This window comes from Brevibacillus sp. JB24b (genome assembly GCF_051713385.1).
GTDB classification, from domain to species: domain Bacteria; phylum Bacillota; class Bacilli; order Brevibacillales; family Brevibacillaceae; genus Brevibacillus_B; species Brevibacillus_B laterosporus.
Map to the genome: position 1 here is coordinate 1,396,265 of NZ_JBNVQV010000001.1, position 18,504 is coordinate 1,414,768.

The 18,504-nt window shown below is 41.2% G+C and carries 20 protein-coding genes and 1 other annotated feature; all 20 genes read left to right on the forward strand.

From position 1 onward, the window contains the following. Nucleotide 1: 1 nt before the first annotated feature. Nucleotides 2-1,408: a UDP-N-acetylmuramate--L-alanine ligase gene (gene murC, locus ACQV1I_RS06805; RefSeq protein WP_116333170.1), complete on the forward strand. Its 1,407-nt coding sequence runs from the start codon at nt 2-4 to the stop codon at nt 1,406-1,408. Nucleotides 1,409-1,556: 148 nt separating this feature from the next. Next, nucleotides 1,557-2,072, forward strand: a complete 516-nt coding sequence (locus ACQV1I_RS06810) for a prepilin peptidase (RefSeq protein WP_094701940.1) — start codon at nt 1,557-1,559, stop codon at nt 2,070-2,072. 70 nt (nt 2,073-2,142) lie between these two features. Further along, complete coding sequence (locus ACQV1I_RS06815; protein WP_094701938.1) at nt 2,143-3,663, forward strand: sporulation protein; 1,521 nt, start codon at nt 2,143-2,145, stop codon at nt 3,661-3,663. Between the two features lie 271 nt (nt 3,664-3,934). Continuing rightward, nucleotides 3,935-4,087: a DUF4321 domain-containing protein gene (locus ACQV1I_RS06820; RefSeq protein ID WP_255193767.1), complete on the forward strand. Its 153-nt coding sequence runs from the start codon at nt 3,935-3,937 to the stop codon at nt 4,085-4,087. Between the two features lie 11 nt (nt 4,088-4,098). Continuing rightward, nucleotides 4,099-4,689, forward strand: a complete 591-nt coding sequence (locus ACQV1I_RS06825) for a Maf family protein (RefSeq protein WP_018672256.1) — start codon at nt 4,099-4,101, stop codon at nt 4,687-4,689. 86 nt (nt 4,690-4,775) lie between these two features. Beyond that, nucleotides 4,776-5,450 (forward strand): RadC family protein, encoded by a 675-nt coding sequence (gene radC / locus ACQV1I_RS06830; protein ID WP_269467103.1) that lies wholly within the window; start codon nt 4,776-4,778, stop codon nt 5,448-5,450. 94 nt (nt 5,451-5,544) lie between these two features. Beyond that, nucleotides 5,545-6,585, forward strand: coding sequence for a rod shape-determining protein (locus ACQV1I_RS06835; protein ID WP_003338394.1), 1,041 nt, complete (start codon nt 5,545-5,547; stop codon nt 6,583-6,585). Between the two features lie 15 nt (nt 6,586-6,600). Next, the gene (mreC, locus tag ACQV1I_RS06840; RefSeq protein WP_116333171.1) at nt 6,601-7,653 is read left to right on the forward strand and encodes a rod shape-determining protein MreC; all 1,053 of its coding nucleotides are present in this window, start codon (nt 6,601-6,603) and stop codon (nt 7,651-7,653) included. Nucleotide 7,654: 1 nt separating this feature from the next. After that, a complete protein-coding gene (gene mreD / locus ACQV1I_RS06845; RefSeq protein WP_018672253.1) occupies nt 7,655-8,182 on the forward strand; it encodes a rod shape-determining protein MreD in 528 nt (175 codons plus the stop codon). Between the two features lie 27 nt (nt 8,183-8,209). Beyond that, nucleotides 8,210-10,612, forward strand: a complete 2,403-nt coding sequence (locus tag ACQV1I_RS06850; RefSeq protein ID WP_094701934.1) for a penicillin-binding transpeptidase domain-containing protein — start codon at nt 8,210-8,212, stop codon at nt 10,610-10,612. A 93-nt stretch (nt 10,613-10,705) separates the two neighbouring features. Further along, nucleotides 10,706-11,377, forward strand: coding sequence for a septum site-determining protein MinC (minC, locus tag ACQV1I_RS06855; protein WP_018672251.1), 672 nt, complete (start codon nt 10,706-10,708; stop codon nt 11,375-11,377). Between the two features lie 29 nt (nt 11,378-11,406). Further along, nucleotides 11,407-12,201, forward strand: a complete 795-nt coding sequence (gene minD / locus ACQV1I_RS06860) for a septum site-determining protein MinD (RefSeq protein WP_018672250.1) — start codon at nt 11,407-11,409, stop codon at nt 12,199-12,201. Nucleotides 12,202-12,397: 196 nt separating this feature from the next. Further along, nucleotides 12,398-13,531, forward strand: a complete 1,134-nt coding sequence (gene rodA / locus ACQV1I_RS06865) for a rod shape-determining protein RodA (RefSeq protein ID WP_116333172.1) — start codon at nt 12,398-12,400, stop codon at nt 13,529-13,531. Between the two features lie 232 nt (nt 13,532-13,763). Continuing rightward, the gene (locus tag ACQV1I_RS06870) at nt 13,764-13,964 is read left to right on the forward strand and encodes a cold-shock protein (protein WP_003338386.1); all 201 of its coding nucleotides are present in this window, start codon (nt 13,764-13,766) and stop codon (nt 13,962-13,964) included. A gap of 155 nt (nt 13,965-14,119) precedes the next feature. Continuing rightward, nucleotides 14,120-14,923: a M23 family metallopeptidase gene (locus ACQV1I_RS06875; protein ID WP_018672248.1), complete on the forward strand. Its 804-nt coding sequence runs from the start codon at nt 14,120-14,122 to the stop codon at nt 14,921-14,923. After that, nucleotides 14,916-15,758, forward strand: coding sequence for a M50 family metallopeptidase (locus tag ACQV1I_RS06880; protein WP_018672247.1), 843 nt, complete (start codon nt 14,916-14,918; stop codon nt 15,756-15,758). The genes ACQV1I_RS06875 and ACQV1I_RS06880 overlap by 8 nt, the downstream gene beginning before the upstream one ends. A 105-nt stretch (nt 15,759-15,863) precedes the next feature. Continuing rightward, on the forward strand, nt 15,864-17,375 hold the full coding sequence (locus tag ACQV1I_RS06885; RefSeq protein WP_116333173.1) for an Rne/Rng family ribonuclease: 1,512 nt from the start codon (nt 15,864-15,866) through the stop codon (nt 17,373-17,375). 57 nt (nt 17,376-17,432) lie between these two features. Then, nucleotides 17,433-17,514, forward strand: a sequence feature (ribosomal protein L21 leader region). Between the two features lie 11 nt (nt 17,515-17,525). Further along, on the forward strand, nt 17,526-17,837 hold the full coding sequence (gene rplU, locus ACQV1I_RS06890; RefSeq protein ID WP_018672245.1) for a 50S ribosomal protein L21: 312 nt from the start codon (nt 17,526-17,528) through the stop codon (nt 17,835-17,837). Next, a complete protein-coding gene (locus ACQV1I_RS06895; protein ID WP_018672244.1) occupies nt 17,837-18,193 on the forward strand; it encodes a ribosomal-processing cysteine protease Prp in 357 nt (118 codons plus the stop codon). Before rplU ends, ACQV1I_RS06895 begins: the two co-directional genes overlap by 1 nt. A gap of 5 nt (nt 18,194-18,198) precedes the next feature. Beyond that, nucleotides 18,199-18,492: a 50S ribosomal protein L27 gene (gene rpmA, locus ACQV1I_RS06900; RefSeq protein WP_026315215.1), complete on the forward strand. Its 294-nt coding sequence runs from the start codon at nt 18,199-18,201 to the stop codon at nt 18,490-18,492. Nucleotides 18,493-18,504 lie beyond the last annotated feature (12 nt).

An 18,504-nucleotide genomic window follows, 5' to 3' on the forward strand; every position in this document is an offset into this window, starting at 1 on the left:
AGTGGAACCATTGCAACATGTCCACTTCGTCGGAATCGGCGGTTATGGTATGAGTGGAATTGCACGCGTATTAGTTGATTTAGGATATAAAGTAACAGGATCGGACGTAGCGATGAACGATCTTGCCCGAAAACTACAAGAAAAAGGAGCACAAGTGGTTATCGGTCATGATGCTTCTCATATTGAAGGGGCAAATATCGTCGTTTATTCTACTAGTATATCGAAGGAAAATTCTGAAGTTGCAGCGGCCCTGGAAAAAGGGATTCCGCTGTTGCATCGTTCACAGATGCTTGCAAAGATTCTAAATGAGAGAACAGGTGTAGCCGTGGCTGGTGCTCATGGAAAAACAACTACAACATCCATGACAGCTCACATTTTGGAAGCGTGTGGCGAGGACCCCACGTTTATTATCGGTGGTGAGCTAGTCAACGCTGGTACGAATGCAAAAGCTGGTAAAAGTGATTATGTAGTTGCAGAGGCGGATGAAAGTGACGGCTCTTTTAAGGAATACCATCCAGCGTATGCCATTGTAACCAATGTTGAACCAGACCATTTAGAGCATTTTGATGGGGATTTTGCCAACCTGAAAAAGGCGTATGTTCATTTTCTAGGCAACATAAAACCAGATGGTACAGCTATTTTATGTTTGGATGATGAGCATGTACGTGAATTGATGCCTTCAATTAATCGACAGGTAATTACGTATTCCATTGACCCTGTATTTAGTGGATCAGCGGATTACTACGCTACGGACATTGTATGCGGTGATCTAACTACGACCTATCAGGCATGGCATAAGGAAGTTCATTTAGGCGAAGTAATTCTTCACTTCCCAGGCAAGCATAATGTAGCCAACTCCTTAGCAGCGATGATTGTAGCGTTAGAAGCAGGGGTTTCCTTTGAAAGAATTTCTCAGGCCTTGAGCACGTTTCGTGGTGCAAAACGTCGTTTCCAAATTATTGGTCATGCACAGGATATTCTAGTGGTTGATGATTACGCTCACCATCCAACAGAAATCATGGCAACATTAAATGGAGCGAAGTCTTGTGGTCGCCGAGTAATTGCAATATTTCAGCCACAGCGCTATACGCGTACGTTTTTCTTGATGGAAGAATTTAGCCGAGCTTTTGCGGAAGCGGACGAAGTGATTATTACGGATATTTTCTCTCCAGCAGGCGAAGAGAAAATCGAAGGGGTATCCTCGGAGATATTAGTTGATAAAATTAAAGTGAATAGCCATCCACGCGCGCAGTACATTCCTACCAAAGAAGAGGTGCAGCATCAGTTGGTGAAACAATTACAACCAGGTGATCTCGTCTTGACAATGGGAGCTGGGGATATTTGGAAAACCGCCTATTGGTTCGCTGAGCAATTAGAACAAAAGATTAAAGAAACACAGGAAAGCTGAGCATAAAAGCATTTATTGTCATACTAAACTAGATAGTGGTAACAAAGAAAACTGCCGGATTTGTCTGGCAGTTTTTTTGTCTTTGTTAAAAGAAATAGGATGAAAAGAAAGGTGTACTTAGTAACCAGCTAAGGGCAGGTGGTTTAGGATGCTTCAGTGGGATTGGTACAATATCTTAATAGAAGGAGCTGAAATCGAACGATTAATCAGATGGTTATGTGGGGGGTTACTAGGGGTGATTTGCCTTACGGATATGAGGAAACGCCTGATTCCTAATACAATTGTATTGCCCGCTATTCTAATATTTTTGTGTATACGATCGGTTTATCCCTTAGAAAAAGAGACATTTGCGACACATATTTTAGCCATGTTATTGGCTTTTGTACTTTTGTATGTAACAGCAATTATAACAAAAGGAGGGGTGGGGGGAGGAGACATCAAGCTGGCTGCTTTACTGGGTCTAATTGTTGGAAAGGCATATATAATTGCTCTTTTGCTTGTAGCAGGAATTAGTGCAATTGCACTTGTTATTCTATTAGGGCGACAGCCACGGATGAAAAAAGAAGGAATACCATTTGGATGCTGTTTGACGGTTGGCTGGTTTTTAACTTATATAGATAGAATTGATGTGTTGCATGTCTATAGCACATTTTTTCTTCCCTAAGTAGTCATAACCTGTTAGGTCTGTTCGTAAACTAGTAGTACTAGAGTTAAGAGAACGAGGAGGACCTACTATGAGCGGACAACCTTCCAATCGAATATCTATAAAACTATCACCTACCATCCCTCTAAAAAATAAAACGGGGGCAAACAAACCTGTAGAAAATATACAGGTAAAAGTACAGCATGATCACAAAAAGGAACAGGCAGAAAAGGTTATGGGTAATGAGGGAATACATGGAGGAATACGGGAGTTAGAAGGTGATGACAATAAAGAAACCAGACAAGAAATCGACGAGCAACAAGTCAAGGAAGCGGAGCTAGAATTGGCTGAAGCAATGCGTCGACTGGGTAAGCTGGAGGAACAAAACCCACCTATTCATACGAGTAAGGAACAATTCTTAGCTGAATTGTATCGAGATGAGGGTTCATTGAAAAGAGACGAGAAAGTCAGAGCGATAGTAGAGGATCGATTGGAAATTGAGGGATATCAGGCCTCATACTACGAGGGGCTTTATTCCTCTGATTGGCTTCAACAATCAAAGAACCCAGCATGGTGGGATAAATTAATAAAAAATCAAGGACATATGTCCAAGAGACCTGTTTTAAGAGTATTTATTACGACAATAAGTGCCATCATTCTTGGAGTATTATTTGGCTTTATTGTATTAAATATCTTTGTACAAGAACAACTGGTGCATCCTTCACAAGCGGGTGCTACACTGCCAAAATCAAATGAACTACAACCCTCTTCTGTTAGTTCTGAAAGTAAGAATGTACTCAGTGAAAAATCTATTCCTGTACATGGAGGAAATCAAGCTAACGGATCTAATCATGTACAAGAAGCAGGCTTACCTAAAGAGGGAACGTCACAGCAGGCTGCATCAGCAACTGTCTCTGCTAGTCAGAAAATAGAAGATGCTGTTCTTGCAAGCGTACAATTTCCGGAACAAAACTATTACATGGTCCAAATGGGAGTGTTTACGGACCAAAAAGCAGCTGAACCAGCTATTGCTTCACTTGACGAAAAAGGACTACCCCATTTTCTTTATCAAATTGATGGAAGGCTTCATTTATTTACCGGAGTAGCTCCTAGTCGTGATGCTATTTTGGGATTGGCTGATAATTTTAGACAAAGACAAATTGATGTCTATGTAAAAGAAGTGAAGCTACCAGCTATGGAAAAACAAGTCCAGATTGTCCCTGCTTCTGCTTTAGAAGTAGGTACTTCTGCTGATAAAGGTGTCGTTAACGCTTTTATCAAATCGGGAGCAGATATCATCCAACAGCTATCTGCGTTATCCAGTCAAGTGGTTAATACAGATAAGCAAAAAGTACAACCGCTTACAGCCGAGCAAGAATCTAAATTAAAGAGCATGCATGTCGCCTTTTTAGACAATAGCAGAGCAACACAGCGGGCCCTGTCACAAAAGGAACAAGTCTATGTAGCAGGTATGGTGCAGGGGATGAATCAGGCAATGAGCACGATGACTCAGCTAAAAACAGTCAATGCAGAGCCATATGCTTGGCAGGTACAAAAAGGAATTATGCAATATTTACATTATTATGCTAAATGGATGAAGGAAAACAAGTAGAAAAAAGGCTTTGTTTGCAAAAGGTTTCTTGCAACCAAGGCCTTTCTTTCGTTATGATCAAAAAAATAAATCGAAAATGAACTGCTTCGGTAGTTGTCTCTTGATGTCAAGTTTTGCTACACTTAGGTGTGATTATAACGACTTTCTTCCAAACAACGATAAAAAAACGAGGGTAGAGAGAATGACGGGGAAAGAATTTGTAATTTTATTGATTGTCCTGTTATCAGGTCTCTTGTTTGGTAGTCTATGAGGGCAAATATTAGGTCCTTGGATTCCTTTTCTTCGAGAGAGTAAGATGTTAACATGGAGTCCTGCGGCAGATTTGGACATTTTGAAGTACAATCTTCATTTTGAGGTAAAACTAAATCTAGCCAGTATCGGAGGGCTTGTTTTCGCTTTTTGGATATATAAAAAAATTCGGTAGGGGGAGATATAATGAATCCAGAACAGCAAATCGTATTAGCTTCTTCTTCCCCACGACGTCAAGAATTGCTGGCTTGCTTGGGCTTGCCTTTTCGCATTCAGGTGAGCAATGTAGACGAGACGATTTCTGAAGAGATTGCACCAGAAGAAATCGTGAAAATCTTATCTCATAGGAAAGCGGATGCAGTTGCCAAAAATTTGTCATTTGGTCTAGTTATTGGCTCTGATACAATTGTTGTGCTAGACGGACAGGTGTTGGGAAAACCACATGATGAAGAAGATGCATTTCGGATGCTCACTTCTTTAGAAGGACGCGAGCATGAGGTTTATAGCGGCCTAGCTATTATTGATGTCTCGACTGGGAAGATAGCAGTTGATTATTCATCTACACGGGTTAAAATGCGAACAATGACAGCTGAGGAGATACGTGGATACATCGCTAGTAAAGAGCCGATGGATAAAGCTGGTTCCTATGCTATTCAGGGTCTTGGATCGACGATTGTAGAGCGAATCGAGGGTGATTATTTTACGGTAGTGGGCTTGCCACTTAATCGCTTAGCCCAGATGCTTAATCAATTTGGAATTTCCCTGTTAAACAAGTAGGTGTTCCTCTTAGATTGCTTCTCCATGATAAAAGCCACTTGGCAGGAATGACGGAAGGGGCAAAATAAGAGATGAACTGTAACAATTTGAAGCTAAAAAACGTCCCTACATATGAGCGTCCGCGCGAGCGTTTGTTAAGGCAAGGGTCTGGTGCTTTATCTGATGTCGAGCTTTTAGCGATTTTACTTCGGACTGGCACAGAAAAAGATTCAGTCCAAGGGGTAGCGCAGCGCTTATTAGCTGTGTTTGGCAATTTGCAACAACTTGCAACAGCTACTCATGAGGAGCTGACAGATATAAACGGGATTGGTCCCGTTAAGGCTGTGGAAATACAAGCTGCGTTGGAGTTAGGACGAAGATCAGCCATAAAAGCTAGGGATATTCGTATCAGTATCCGCTTGCCAAAAGATGTAGCAGATTATATGATGCCGGAGATGGCTGGACTGGTGCAGGAACATTTTGTATGCCTGTTTTTAAATACAAAAAATCAGGTGATTGGGAAGAAAACAGTTTTTGTGGGAAGCTTGGATTCTTCTATTGTTCATCCACGTGATATTTACCGCGAAGCGATTAAACGCTCCTGTGCCTCTATCATCTGTTTGCATAATCATCCAAGCGGAGATCCTGCTCCAAGTAAAGAGGATATTAATGTGACTAAAATTCTGCTTCAAGCAGGGGATTTAGTAGGAATCCCTCTTTTGGATCATGTTATTATCGGAGATGGCCATTACGTTAGTTTAAAAGAACAGGGATATATGTAACACGTACCCTTTCACAAAACAAATAATACCTGTCTGTCAGCGGAAGCATCCTAGGAAAATGACCGTTTTGACAAAATGGAAGGAGATTTTCAATATGTTTGGTAGTTTCACACGCGATATGGGGATTGACTTGGGAACAGCTAATACCCTCGTATACGTTAAAGGAAAAGGAATTGTGGTGAGCGAGCCTTCTGTTGTAGCGATCCGCACTGATACAAATACAATTGAGGCTGTAGGTAATGCAGCAAAGAATATGATTGGTCGTACACCAGGAAATATCGTGGCTGTTCGCCCGATGAAAGACGGAGTTATTGCTGATTTTGAAACCACTGCAACCATGATGCGTTATTTTATTCGTCAAGCTCAGAAAAACCAAGGCTTCTTTAGCCGTCGTCCTAGTGTAATGGTTTGTGTGCCATCTGGGATTACAGCGGTTGAAAAACGTGCGGTAGAGGATGCAACGAAACAAGCAGGAGCAAAAGAAGCATATACAATTGAAGAGCCATTTGCGGCTGCAATTGGTGCTGACTTACCTGTTTGGGAGCCAACAGGTAGCATGGTAGTGGACATTGGGGGCGGTACGACGGAAGTAGCCATCATCTCACTGGGTGGAATTGTAACTAGTCGTTCCATTCGTGTAGCTGGTGATGAAATGGATGAAGCTATCATTCAGTACATTAAACGTCGATACAATCTGATGATTGGTGAACGTACTGCTGAGACGTTGAAAATGGAAATTGGTTCCGCTATCGCCCCGGATGAACAAGAAACGGTAGAAATCCGCGGTCGTGATCTTGTGACAGGTTTGCCAAAAACCATCTCTGTTACGAGTACAGAAATTGCAGAAGCATTAGCAGAAACGATTATGTCGATTGTCGAAGCTGTGAAAATTACGTTGGAGAAAAGTCCTCCGGAGTTGGCTGCGGATATCATGGACCGTGGAATTGTACTAACGGGAGGCGGAGCATTATTACGTCACATTGAACGTTTATTAACACGTGAGACAGGTATGCCTGTTCATGTGGCGGAGAATGCTCTTGACTGTGTAGCAATTGGAACAGGACGTGCACTTGAGAATTTGCATCTCTTTAAATCTAAACACGGAATCACATCTTCACGCGCAAAAAGACGATAAGCGGGTGACGTGTCTATGTCATTCTTCGGTAATCGCAAACTTATAATTGTATTAATTGGCTTAGTTGTTCTGTTAGTAGTGATGGGGTATACCGCTAAAGACAGAATGAACTTGACATGGCCAGAAAAGTTTATGAAAGATACAACCAGCGTGGTGCAGGGGCTTTTTTACCGCCCTGCCCAGGCTGTTTCGCAGTTTGTTCACAATGTTCAAGATGCTTATCATGTGTATGAAGAAAATCGCGTACTAAAAGCAAGTTTGGATCAATATGCTCAAATGTCTGCTGAGTTAAAAGCCGTAAAGTATGAGAATGGACAACTTAGAGAGAGTCTTGGCACAAAACAAAAATTAAATGACTACAATGTGATTTATTCAGAAGTAGCTGCAAGGAATTCGAGTCAATGGAATGATGTATTAGTTATCAGTAGTGGTAGCAAACAAGGCGTGAAGAAGGACATGGCAGTTATGACCTCTAAAGGCTTAATTGGGAGAGTGAAGGATGTTTCCAATTTCTCTGCGACAGTTGAATTGCTCACAAGCAGAGAGAGCTCTAATCGTAACCATGTCTCTGGATATATTTTGGCTACTCAACCAATTCAAACTCCGCCTTCGACTACCGGTAATGGTCAACAGACAAATGGCACAAATAATACAGCAAATGCGGGCAATAAAACAAATGCAACTAACTCACAGGCTCCTAATCAACAGAAGCCTGCAACTACTACCAAGTATGTAAGTGGAATTTTAGAGGATTACGATTCGGTTGAAAAATTATTAATTATGCGTAAAATTCCTTTAGATCAAAAAATAAGTATGAATGATGCGGTAATTACGTCTGGTTTGGGTGGTATGATTCCTAGTAAACTTCCAATCGGTGTAGTAGTCAAAACAGAGCCAGGAGACTATGGATTAACTCAAACCGCCTATATTAGACCGTACGCTGATTTTACGTTAATTTCTGATGTCTTGGTTATTGATCGCAAGACTGTGACGACTCCAACTGGTGAATCGGTATCTCCTGATCAAAAAGGTACCACTCAGCAATCGAAGGGAAAAGGGGGTAAATAATATGTTATCTCGAACGAAATTGTCCCTCTTCTTGCTATTGCTGTTCATATTGGAAGGGTCGGTAGTACAAGTTTTTGTGCCGAGTGCATGGGGGATGTCTTACGAGACGATTCCCCGCTTTGCTTTAGTGGGAACGATCCTGATTTCTTTGTTTATCGGGAGACGAGAAGGATTATTATATGGATTGGTCTTTGGGCTGCTACAAGATGTTATTTTTGGTCATATTATCGGTGTGTATACGTTATCTATGATGGTAGCAGGGTACTTTGCTGGACTAGTCTTAATGCTATTTCATCGTAGCTTTGCCGTGGTGTTTACTACGCTTCTTCTAGTTCTGTTTGGGCATGAATGGCTTACTTATACACTATTTCGTTTATTTATGACCAATCCTGTAGATGTTCAATGGACACTTACTCACGAAATTTTTCCGACAGTTCTACTTAATATGTTGTTTGCGGCATTCGTTTATATACCGATGAAAAAGCTTTGCTTGCAAGTGCAAGAAAACAAAGAGCGCTCTCATGAGTAGGATCTGACAGAAGGAGGAGTAGCTCGAATGGGAGAGAACCAACAACAACCTAAATCCCATATTGCCACTAGATTAAACGTTTTGTTTTTTTTCGTGTTTATATTTTTTGCAGCTGTCATTTTACGACTTGCTTATGTACAAATCGTAGAAGGAGAACAATATCAACACGATTTAGAAAAGTATAGTATTAGACAATTGCCAATACCTGCACCACGTGGTCGTATCTTAGATGTGAACCATAATGTTTTGGTCTCGAATAAGCCTGTTTTTACGGTTACTTATACCTCTGAGCAAAAACGGGAAATTAATGAAGAAGCAGTAGCTGAAAAGCTGACGGGCTTGTTGCAAATGGATGAAAAGATAGGGACTGATAAAGAGCTGATAAAAAAAGCAACTGAATTACAGACAACATTACCAGTCACTCTAAAGCCTGAGCAATCTCAGAAGGTCATTCAGCAATTAACACCAAAAATAAATGCTCTGCCTAATTCGGATCAATTAAAGGGTATAAAGGACTATGATTTAGTAAAAACAGCTTTTGCTTTAGGACTTACAGTGCGTTCCCCTTTCGATGAAAATGATCGTGAAGCTTTACAAAAAAAATTGCCAGCAACGATTCAGGTAGACGGCAAAAACGTGGATACGAAGACAGCTTATGACAGTCAATTATTAAAATACATCATCACAGCTAACGTACCGTATCCAATTGCTCTTGAAGACAAAGTAAAGGAATCTTTGCAAAAGGAAGTAAAATCACTCTTAAATAAGATGCCTTCTGTTAGTCAGCTGAGCAGTAAAACGGATGCGGAATTACTTCAGTATGCTGCTAGATTTGATTTGGATGTGGCATTGCCATTAACCCCTGAACAACGTCAATATCAGTGGCATCGCATTAGCATCTTAAATAGTATGCGAGATTATAGCATGCCTAAATTTATTCCTCGTCGCATCAAGGAGAACGCTACTGAAATTGAAGTAGCCAAAATCAATGAAAATTTAAGTGAATTACCTGGTATTAATGTAATTGTTGAACCTGTTCGTCAAATTAGACAAGATGAGGATGGAGCCTTTGCCACACATATTCTTGGCTATATCAGTCCAATCAATGCAAGTCAGGTCAATGAGTATCTCGCGATGGGTTATTCCAAGACAGATCGTATTGGAGTCGAGGGATTAGAAAGATATTATGAGAAAGATTTGCGTGGAAAAGATGGCATTATGGATGTGCAGGTAAACAAGGATGCAGAGACGGTAGTGAAAGGAAGAACCCGTGAAGCAATACCTGGAAATGATTTGATCCTTTCCTTGGATTATCGCTTTCAAAGTAAATTAGAAGAAATTCTCAAACGGAATGTCAATGACATGAGACGCTCTGCTAAAGGAAAAGTGGACGCTGCTTCTGCTGTCGTGATGAATCCTAATACGGGTGAGGTTTTGGCCATGGCTAACTACCCTGATTACGATTTAAACCTCCACTATAATCGAAAGCAATTCAATGAGAATTATGAAAAGGTAGTTGCCCCTGCACAGCTTAACAACGTTACAAGAGGGGTATATCCACCAGCCTCTACAGTTAAACCAATTTCGGTTATGATGGCTTTACAAGAAAAATTAACAACACCCAATGAGTCGATTTTTGACCCTGGTTATTTCCAATTTGGGGATGTTAAGAAACGGAACTGGAAACTAGGTGGCCATGGTCAAGTTGACGCCAGACGAGCAATAGCTGTATCTAATAACACCTACATGTATACAATGGGATGGAGATTAAAGGAACGTGAAATAGCAAAAGGAAATAGCTATCGTGAATCCTTTAAGGTTATTAATTTTTACAATCAGCAATTTGGTCTAGGGGTTAAAACTGGAATTGATTTACCAAGTGAAAAAGCCGGTTGGCCGGCTCCAACATTTGAGATGGGTCGTATTGCCGATGCTCTAATTGGACAGTATGATAGTTTTACTCCTATCCAATTAGCTCAATATGTCTCTACAGTTGCAAATGGCGGTTATCGAATTCGTCCGCATATGGTTAAAGAAATTCGGAAAGGATCTATTGATCCTAAGAAGCCAGGCGATGTAATTACAACTATAGAGCCACAGGTCTTAAATAAAATTAATATTAATCCAAGCTACCTCAAGGTGGTTCAAGAAGGGATGCGTCGTGTTACTCAGCCTGGAGGTACCGCTGCGACAGCAATGGCAGGTTTACCATTTAGTGTAGCTGCTAAAACAGGTACCGCTCAAACAGGTGGAACAACTTCTGATAACTCATTGATCCTTGGGTATGCACCTTACGAAAAACCTAAAATTTCCTTCGTGGTAGTGGTTCCTCATTCTGGAGGACATGGTTCAGATAAGATTGCACGTGAATTGCTGGAAGCCTATCATGCCTTGTATCCACTTAGTAGCACGGTAACGCCGACAGAGTAGGCTTTCTAAGATAAATTCGCTGAGTTTTTTATCAGCGAGGCAGGAGTTTGTTGTGTAAATGGCGAATGGTAACGGTCGAGGTGAAACATCTCCATGAATACGGCCAAAAGTAAAGTAATCATTAAAGGAACCAAAGATGGGCTTGTCTTTTTTATGGACGATACGTGCTCATTCTCGGAGCTTTTAGATGATTTGCGTGAAAAAATCGAGCACAGCCATCAACAATTTTTCAGTGGTCCTCTCATCAGGATTACGTTAAAACTTGGGAAACGTTATTGCACTCCAGAGCAACAGGAAGAGTTAACACAGATTATTCGGTTGAAGGGTAATCTGGTTATTCATATGATCGACTCGGATGTGATTCTTAAAGAAGAAGCATGCAAAGAAGCCAAAGCTCCCGGATTGATTGTACAAACAAATACGGTTCGTTCCGGTCAGGTATTAGAGTACGACGGAGATATTTTGCTACTGGGTGATGTTAATCCTGGTGGTACAATTAGAAGTACGGGGAGTATCTTCGTGTTAGGTAATCTTCGTGGCGTAGCGCAAGCGGGAACGAATGGCGACAAAGATGCTGTAATCGCCTCCGCTTGCTTACACCCTACCCAGCTGAGAATTGCGGAAGTAATCAGCCGTCCGGGAGATGAATGGTCGGACTATAGTGGTACTACCGAGTTTGCTTATTTGGAAGAGGATCGGATGGTAGTCGCTAAAATGAACTTTTTGCATCGCTTACGCTCAGATTTGGGTGAGAAGAAAGCATAACGGTACGGAATGAAGGAGAGGGAGCATACGTGGGTATTGCAATAGTTGTTACTTCAGGGAAAGGTGGAGTGGGTAAAACCACCTCATCTGCTAATATAGGAACCGCATTGGCTCTCAATGGCCAGAAGGTGTGTATGGTAGATACAGATATTGGCTTGCGCAATCTGGATGTAGTCATGGGACTGGAGAATCGTATCATTTACGACCTGATTGATGTAGCGGAAGGTAGTTGTCGCTTGCAACAGGCTTTAATTAAAGATAAGCGCTTTGAGACGTTGTCGCTATTACCAGCAGCACAGACCAAGGATAAATCGGCGATTACAACAGACCAGATGGAAGATATCGTCACTCAATTGAAGCGTGATTTTGACTATGTCATTATTGATTGTCCAGCAGGTATTGAACAAGGTTTCCGCAACGCCGTAGCGGGAGCTGATCAGGCTATTGTTGTGACAACTCCGGAAAAGGCAGCGGTGCGTGACGCAGATCGTATCATAGGTCTGCTCGAACGTGAAAATGTAGGAATGCCTAAATTAGTAATAAATCGGGTACGGTCTCATATGGTTAAAAATGGTGATATGCTGGATGTGGAAGACATTCTGGATTTGCTTGCCATTGATTTACTAGGTGTGATTCCTGATGATGAATATATCATTAAATCTGCAAATGCAGGTGAGCCGGCAGTTATGAATCATGAATCTCGCGCTTCCTTAGCTTATCGAAATGTAGCAAGGCGTTTGTTAGGGGAATCAGTTCCCTTACTTCCACTTCAGGATAAACCAGGAGTTTTTCATAAGTTCCGTAAGTTTTTTGGCTTAAAATAAGGAAAACTAGTCGAGAAACAGAGAACAGGGGTATACTCCTGTTTCTTTTTTACTGATCCGAACTTATGGAAATTTTATCTTAACAAAGTGCAACGAAGGTTCTTAGTGCCAAAGGTTTGGTTTTCAAGTTTTTCTTTGCATTTCAGAATATATAAGACTTACAGATACTAGACCTTATCATGCACGGGGGAAAAAGATGGATTTTGAAAAACGATATATAAAACAGTTGGATTGGTTGATTCTGTTAATCCTCCTAGGTCTCGGCTTGTTTAGTTATCTCGGTATTAGTGGCTCTGCCCCAGGAGTGGCGACAGCAAATCGGCAGCTTATGTGGTATGGTATTGGTTTTGGCGTATTGTTTTGTACACTGATTATCGACTATCGTGTGTTTCGGCAACTATCATATATCGTGTACGCTGGAGGGTTAGTTTTACTTTTCGGTGTATTTTTTACGAAGGTTATCAACGGGGCTACTAGTTGGTATAATCTGGGTGTCGTTCTGTTTCAACCATCTGAACCAATGAAAATTTTTACGATAATAGCTACAGCACATTATATGTCCAAGCGTGAAGAAAAATTAGGTAAGCCGTATTATCTCTATGAATGGTGGCCTGTGTTTTTGATCGTAGGGGTACCGCTTCTCATGATTTTTAAACAACCAGACTTGGGGACAGCTTTAGTCTTTTGTTCCATACTAGCAACTATGTTGATCGTCGGTGGTATTCGTGTACGGCACATGATTAGCTTTAGTGGGATTGCTACTTTTGCAGTAGGATTGGTTTCCTATGTTTATATTTATCATAAAGAAGATATCTTTTTTAAATTGATTAAACCTTATCAATGGGCTCGTATTGAATCTTGGTTAAACCCATATCATGATCCAGTAGGGCAAGGATTTCAGCTTTTACAATCCCTTATTGCTATTGGCTCTGGACAGTTAACGGGCAAAGGCTTACACACAGCTACACAGGCTAGCTTGTTGTGGGTACCAGTTGGTGAGAGTGATTTCATTTTTACTGTCATTGCAGAACGTCTGGGTTTTATTGGTGCAGGAATTATGATGATCCTTTTTTTCGTATTGGTTTATCGAATGATTCGGATTGCTATGGAGTGTAATGATCCATTTGGTGCTTATGTGGTATCAGGTGTGGTTGGAATGCTCACGTTTCAAATCTTTGAAAATATTGGAATGACCATTCAGTTAATGCCAATTACTGGTTTGCCTTTACCATTTATTAGTTATGGTGGAAGTTCTCTTCTAACCAACTTCTTAACAATAGGTGTAGTGCTGAATATTGGGATGAGGAAGCAGAAACTTAGTTTCGATTAAGTTAAAAATCGTGACAAATCAATAAATGTGTGATATATTCAAGGTAAGTTAACCATTTTACTTACCTAGTGATTTGATGGATTGGATGATATGCCGTGCTTTTCAGAGATAGCGTCACCATGTGATCAAGTCTCTGTTGGGCACGGCTTTTTTCCTTGAAACAAGCTTTAAGTGATGGTTAACAGATATTTTAATCGTCTGAAAAGGCGAACATTTCTAGGAGGTTTTTTCCATGCAACAAGGTACTGTAAAATGGTTTAACGCAGAAAAAGGTTTTGGTTTCATTCAAGTTGAAGGCGGAGAAGATGTATTCGTACACTACAGCGCTATCCAAACTGAAGGTTTCAAAACTCTTGAAGAAGGTCAAAAAGTTGAGTTTGAAATCGTTCAAGGTAGCCGTGGACCACAAGCTGCTAACGTTAATCGTCTGTAAGATCAAATATGTATAAAAAGAAGCAGTCTCTCTTTTGAGGGGCTGTTTTTTTACATTTATGTTATCGATGTACAGCTTTGTTTTACATTGTCATATCCCACGTAGACAAGTCATATACTCCAAGTAAAGCTTGGCCTGAAAAGGGGGTGGGATGCATGTTTCATGAGAGAGAACGGGTAAAGGATAGAAGGCAGGAAAGAAAAGAACAGCTTCTCTTACAATCGCGCGACAGTATGCCGCCACACATTGATGATCTACATGATCCGCTGGAAAGAGTGTTTATCCCGGATCAATATTCAAGAAGCACTGATTTCACAAACGAGACTCCCCCTAGCAAACCGGTGGGTTATCACTTTAAAAGGCAAATTTATCTTTCTTTAGCGGTTATTGGAATAGCGTATGTTTTATTAAAAAGTCCATTTGGTGTTCCAAATACATGGCGAGATTTATCAAGAGAAGTGATGACACGCGATTTCAATTTTGAGGGTGTGGCGGTATGGTATGAACAAGTTACAGGTCACTCACCAAGTGCGCTACCGGTTCTTTTTGATAAAAAAGAAAAGGAGAGTGTGCCAGCAAATGCCTATCAGCTAAGTAAGTGGAGTTTGCCAAAGGAGTGGAAAATAGCAAAGGAGTATGATTCCAAAAGTGCCAAATTAGTTGTTGATTTAGGGAATAAAGGAGAAGTCCTCAATATGGATACCGGCTGGGTAACTTCTGTTGGGGAAAAACCTGGCTATGGAACCACTGTAATCATCCAGTATACCGATGGTCGAGAGATTTGGTATGGAAATCTTGAAAAGGTAAATGTATCTGTAAATGACTGGGTGAATACAAAGGACCTTGTTGGAGTTGCCAAACCTTTTACCGATCAAGAGATTAACACGCGTTACCTATTTATGGCGATGAAACAAAACGGGAAATTTATTAATCCATTGGACGTGATTTCATTTGAATGACTTTTGGCCAGGCGGTATTCGTGTCCGCATCCATCTTTTATTTTGGCTGGTCATTGGTCTAGCTGTAATGGCTGGCTATTTTATAGAAACGATTGCGCTTTTCATCATTGTACTTATTCATGAGCTTGGTCATATAGCGGCGGCTCGTGAACTCGGATGGGAAGTAAAAGAAATTCAATTGTTACCCTTTGGTGGGGTTGCAGTTATGGAGGAATCCCCCTCAGCAGATGCTATAGACGAGATTGTAGTAGCATTAGCAGGCCCTTTTATGAATATCGTTATGATTTTTTTTTCTCTTTTATTTTGGTGGTTAGGTATTTGGTCGGAGCATTGGGCCCATTTTTTTATGAAAAGTAATATGATGATTGCTTTGTTTAATTTATTACCGATGTGGCCCTTAGATGGTGGGCGCATTGTGCAAGCGGTATTAACATCGTTCATTTCTTATCGGAAAGCGGCGATTTTATCATTTAGTAGTAGTTGTGGATTTGCTATTTTACTGCTGGGAGCCGGAGTTTGGTTCTTCCATGCTAATCTAACTGCTGTTGCGATTTATTTGGCACTTACCAATGGGCAAGCATACAAGCGCTTTCCTTATCAGTTTGTTCGTTTTTTACATAAAAGATATCAGGGAGCACCCAGACTAGACAGGATAGAGCCTGTTCGTGTTCCATCTTCTCTATCTGTTTGGGAAGCTACCCATAAGCTACAAAAAGGTAAATACCATTTGTTTTATATAACGGGTAAACAAGGTGGTGTACTACCTGAGGAGAATGTACTCTATGCTTGTCTAGTTGAACGGCGCCAGCGAGACTGGATCAGTAGCTTGTTGTAGCTTGTGACGGTTTTTGGTTATGTTACAAGCAGTTCTACTATTTTTCAAATCGAGTAGAAATGCGCTACAATGAGTAATAGGACAGACCTCCAGGAGGAAAATTAGTTGAACAAAAAACAACAGCGTGCTCTCCAACAAATAATCGTGAGCCGTGACATAGAAGAAACACGTATTGCTGTCATGGAAGCAGGTCGACTTGCTGAGTTGACAATGGAACAAGACAAACAAATGGCAGCAGTTGGCAGTATTTATAGAGGGCGAGTAAAAAAAGTCTTACCAGCCATGCAAGCTGCCTTTATAGATATCGGAGAAGAACAGGAAGCGTTTTTATATATTGACGAGGCGTTGCCCCCAGGCTGGAAAGTACAGAACCGAGGGGCAGCCAAACCTAATATTCGGACTTTAGTGCAAGTAGGCGAAGAAAAAATTGTCCAAATTAGCAAAGAAGCGATAGGGAGTAAATCTCCAAGACTTACATCCGAAATCAGCTTGCCGGGGCGCATGCTGGTTTATTTGCCATCTGCAGGGCTTATCTCTTTGTCACGTAAAATTGTAGATGCCAAAAAACGTGAACGACTAAGAGTGTGGGCAACCGATAATTTGGCTGAGGGAGAAGGAATCATTGTAAGAACGATGGCCGAGGAGGCTTCCCTGGAGCATTTGCAAATAGAACTTGATTTCCTGCGTGCAAAGTGGAAGACGGCGCTTCAGGAAACAGGAAAGAAAAAAACGCCGTCCCTTCTTTTATCAGCAGATAATGCAGTGAGCCGTATTTTATTAGATCGCTCTGAAGATCAGATGGTAGAAATAGTAGTGGATGACGCAGAGTTGTATCATGAGCTTAGAGTACAGGCAAAGGCTATTCATCCAGCCATGTTTAATAAAATTCAATTTTATCAAGGGAAAACCTCTGTGTTAGACTCCTATGGTGTCGATAAAGAAATTGAAAAAGCCCTGTATAGGCAGGTATGGCTGAAAAGTGGTGGTTTCTTGGTAATCGATCAGACAGAAGCTATGACCGTTATCGATGTTAATACAGGGAAATTTACGGGTAAGAGTGGTCAGCAGCTAGAAGATACCGTCACCGCAACCAATGTGGAAGCAGCCCAAGAGATTGCTAGACAACTACGACTTCGCGATATTGGTGGCATTATCATTATTGATTTCATTGATATGAAGCAGGCAAAAAACCAACAGATTGTACAAGAAGCCTTACAGAGAGAATTAGAAAAAGACGTAACCAATAGTTATGTCATGGGTTTTACGCAATTAGGCCTATTGGAAATGACACGGAAAAAGGTAAGAAACAATCTATCCTCCATTCTAACCAAAGCATGCATCACTTGTAGTGGTAAGGGGAGAATCTTAACGGAACAGGAAGTAGCTGGACGCTTTATTCGAGAGGCTAAGGCATTGATCCGAGCACAGGAAGCAGAGGCTATTGTAGCCGCTTTTCATCCTCATGTTTATCAGTATGTTCAAGCGGAAGGAAGGCGTGAGAAATTTGCGGAGGAATGGGGTGCCATGGTTCAATTTATTTCACGTGAAACCATGCACCCAAGTGAATATCAGATTTTACATGTTGGCAAAAAGGTTGATTCTAAACGTTTTTCTTGACCTTTTCTGCTGGGTATGATATTCTCTGATTGTTATGCAGCTATGCTTGTACCTTGAAGCATACTGTAACCGCGCGAATCAGGTTTTAGTAAGTTGGTTTTTAAAGCCACACCTGCATGAGGCGAGTCTGAGTATAGGAGGTGCAATAGAATGTACGCAATTATCGTAACAGGTGGTAAACAATACAAAGTTGAAGAGGGTGCTACCCTTTACATCGAAAAACTAACTGCTTCTGAAGGCGAAACAGTTACTTTTGATCAAGTATTGTTCGTAAGCAAAGATGGTAAAGTAACTGCGGGTACTCCAACTGTAGCTGGTGCAACTGTAACAGCGAAAGTTGAAAAGCACGGTAAAGGTGAGAAAGTTATCGTGTACAAGTACAAAGCAAAGAAAAACTATCGTCGTAAGCAAGGTCACCGTCAACCATTCTCTAAAGTTGTTATCGAAAAGATCAACGCGTAATGGTTAAGGTCGAGGTGATTCGATCTCAGACGGGCATTGCAGAGATTGCTATGACAGGGCATGCAAATGCTGGTAAATACGGGGAGGACATTGTTTGTTCTGCTGTATCGGCCATTATTTTAGGCAACCTGAATGCGGTACATCTTTTGCTCGGTTTGAAGCCGGATGTGGAAATGAACACAGAAGAGGGCGGATTTTTAAAGTGGCGGGTTTCATCTTTGGATGATCCAACTCTTGAAGAGAAGCAACAACTACTGGCGGAAAGCACAGTGGTTGCTCTACTGGGTATTTCCCAAAACTACGGAACATATATTTCTGTACAAGATTCAAAATGGCAAGGGGGTGCTCACTCATGATGAACATGCTATTCACTATGGACCTGCAATTCTTCGCATCCAAAAAAGGGGTAGGTTCTACAAAGAACGGTCGTGACTCCATCGCTAAGCGCCTTGGTACAAAGCGTGGCGACGGCCAATTCGTAAAAGCTGGTAACATTCTTGTTCGCCAACGCGGAACAAAAATTTATCCAGGTGCTAACGTAGGCATCGGCGGCGACGATACTTTGTTCGCGAAAGCTGACGGAATCGTTCGTTTCAAACGTCTGGGACGCGATCGCAAACAAGTTGTGATCGAACCAGTTGTTGCTGAAGCGTAATAACGACAAGAA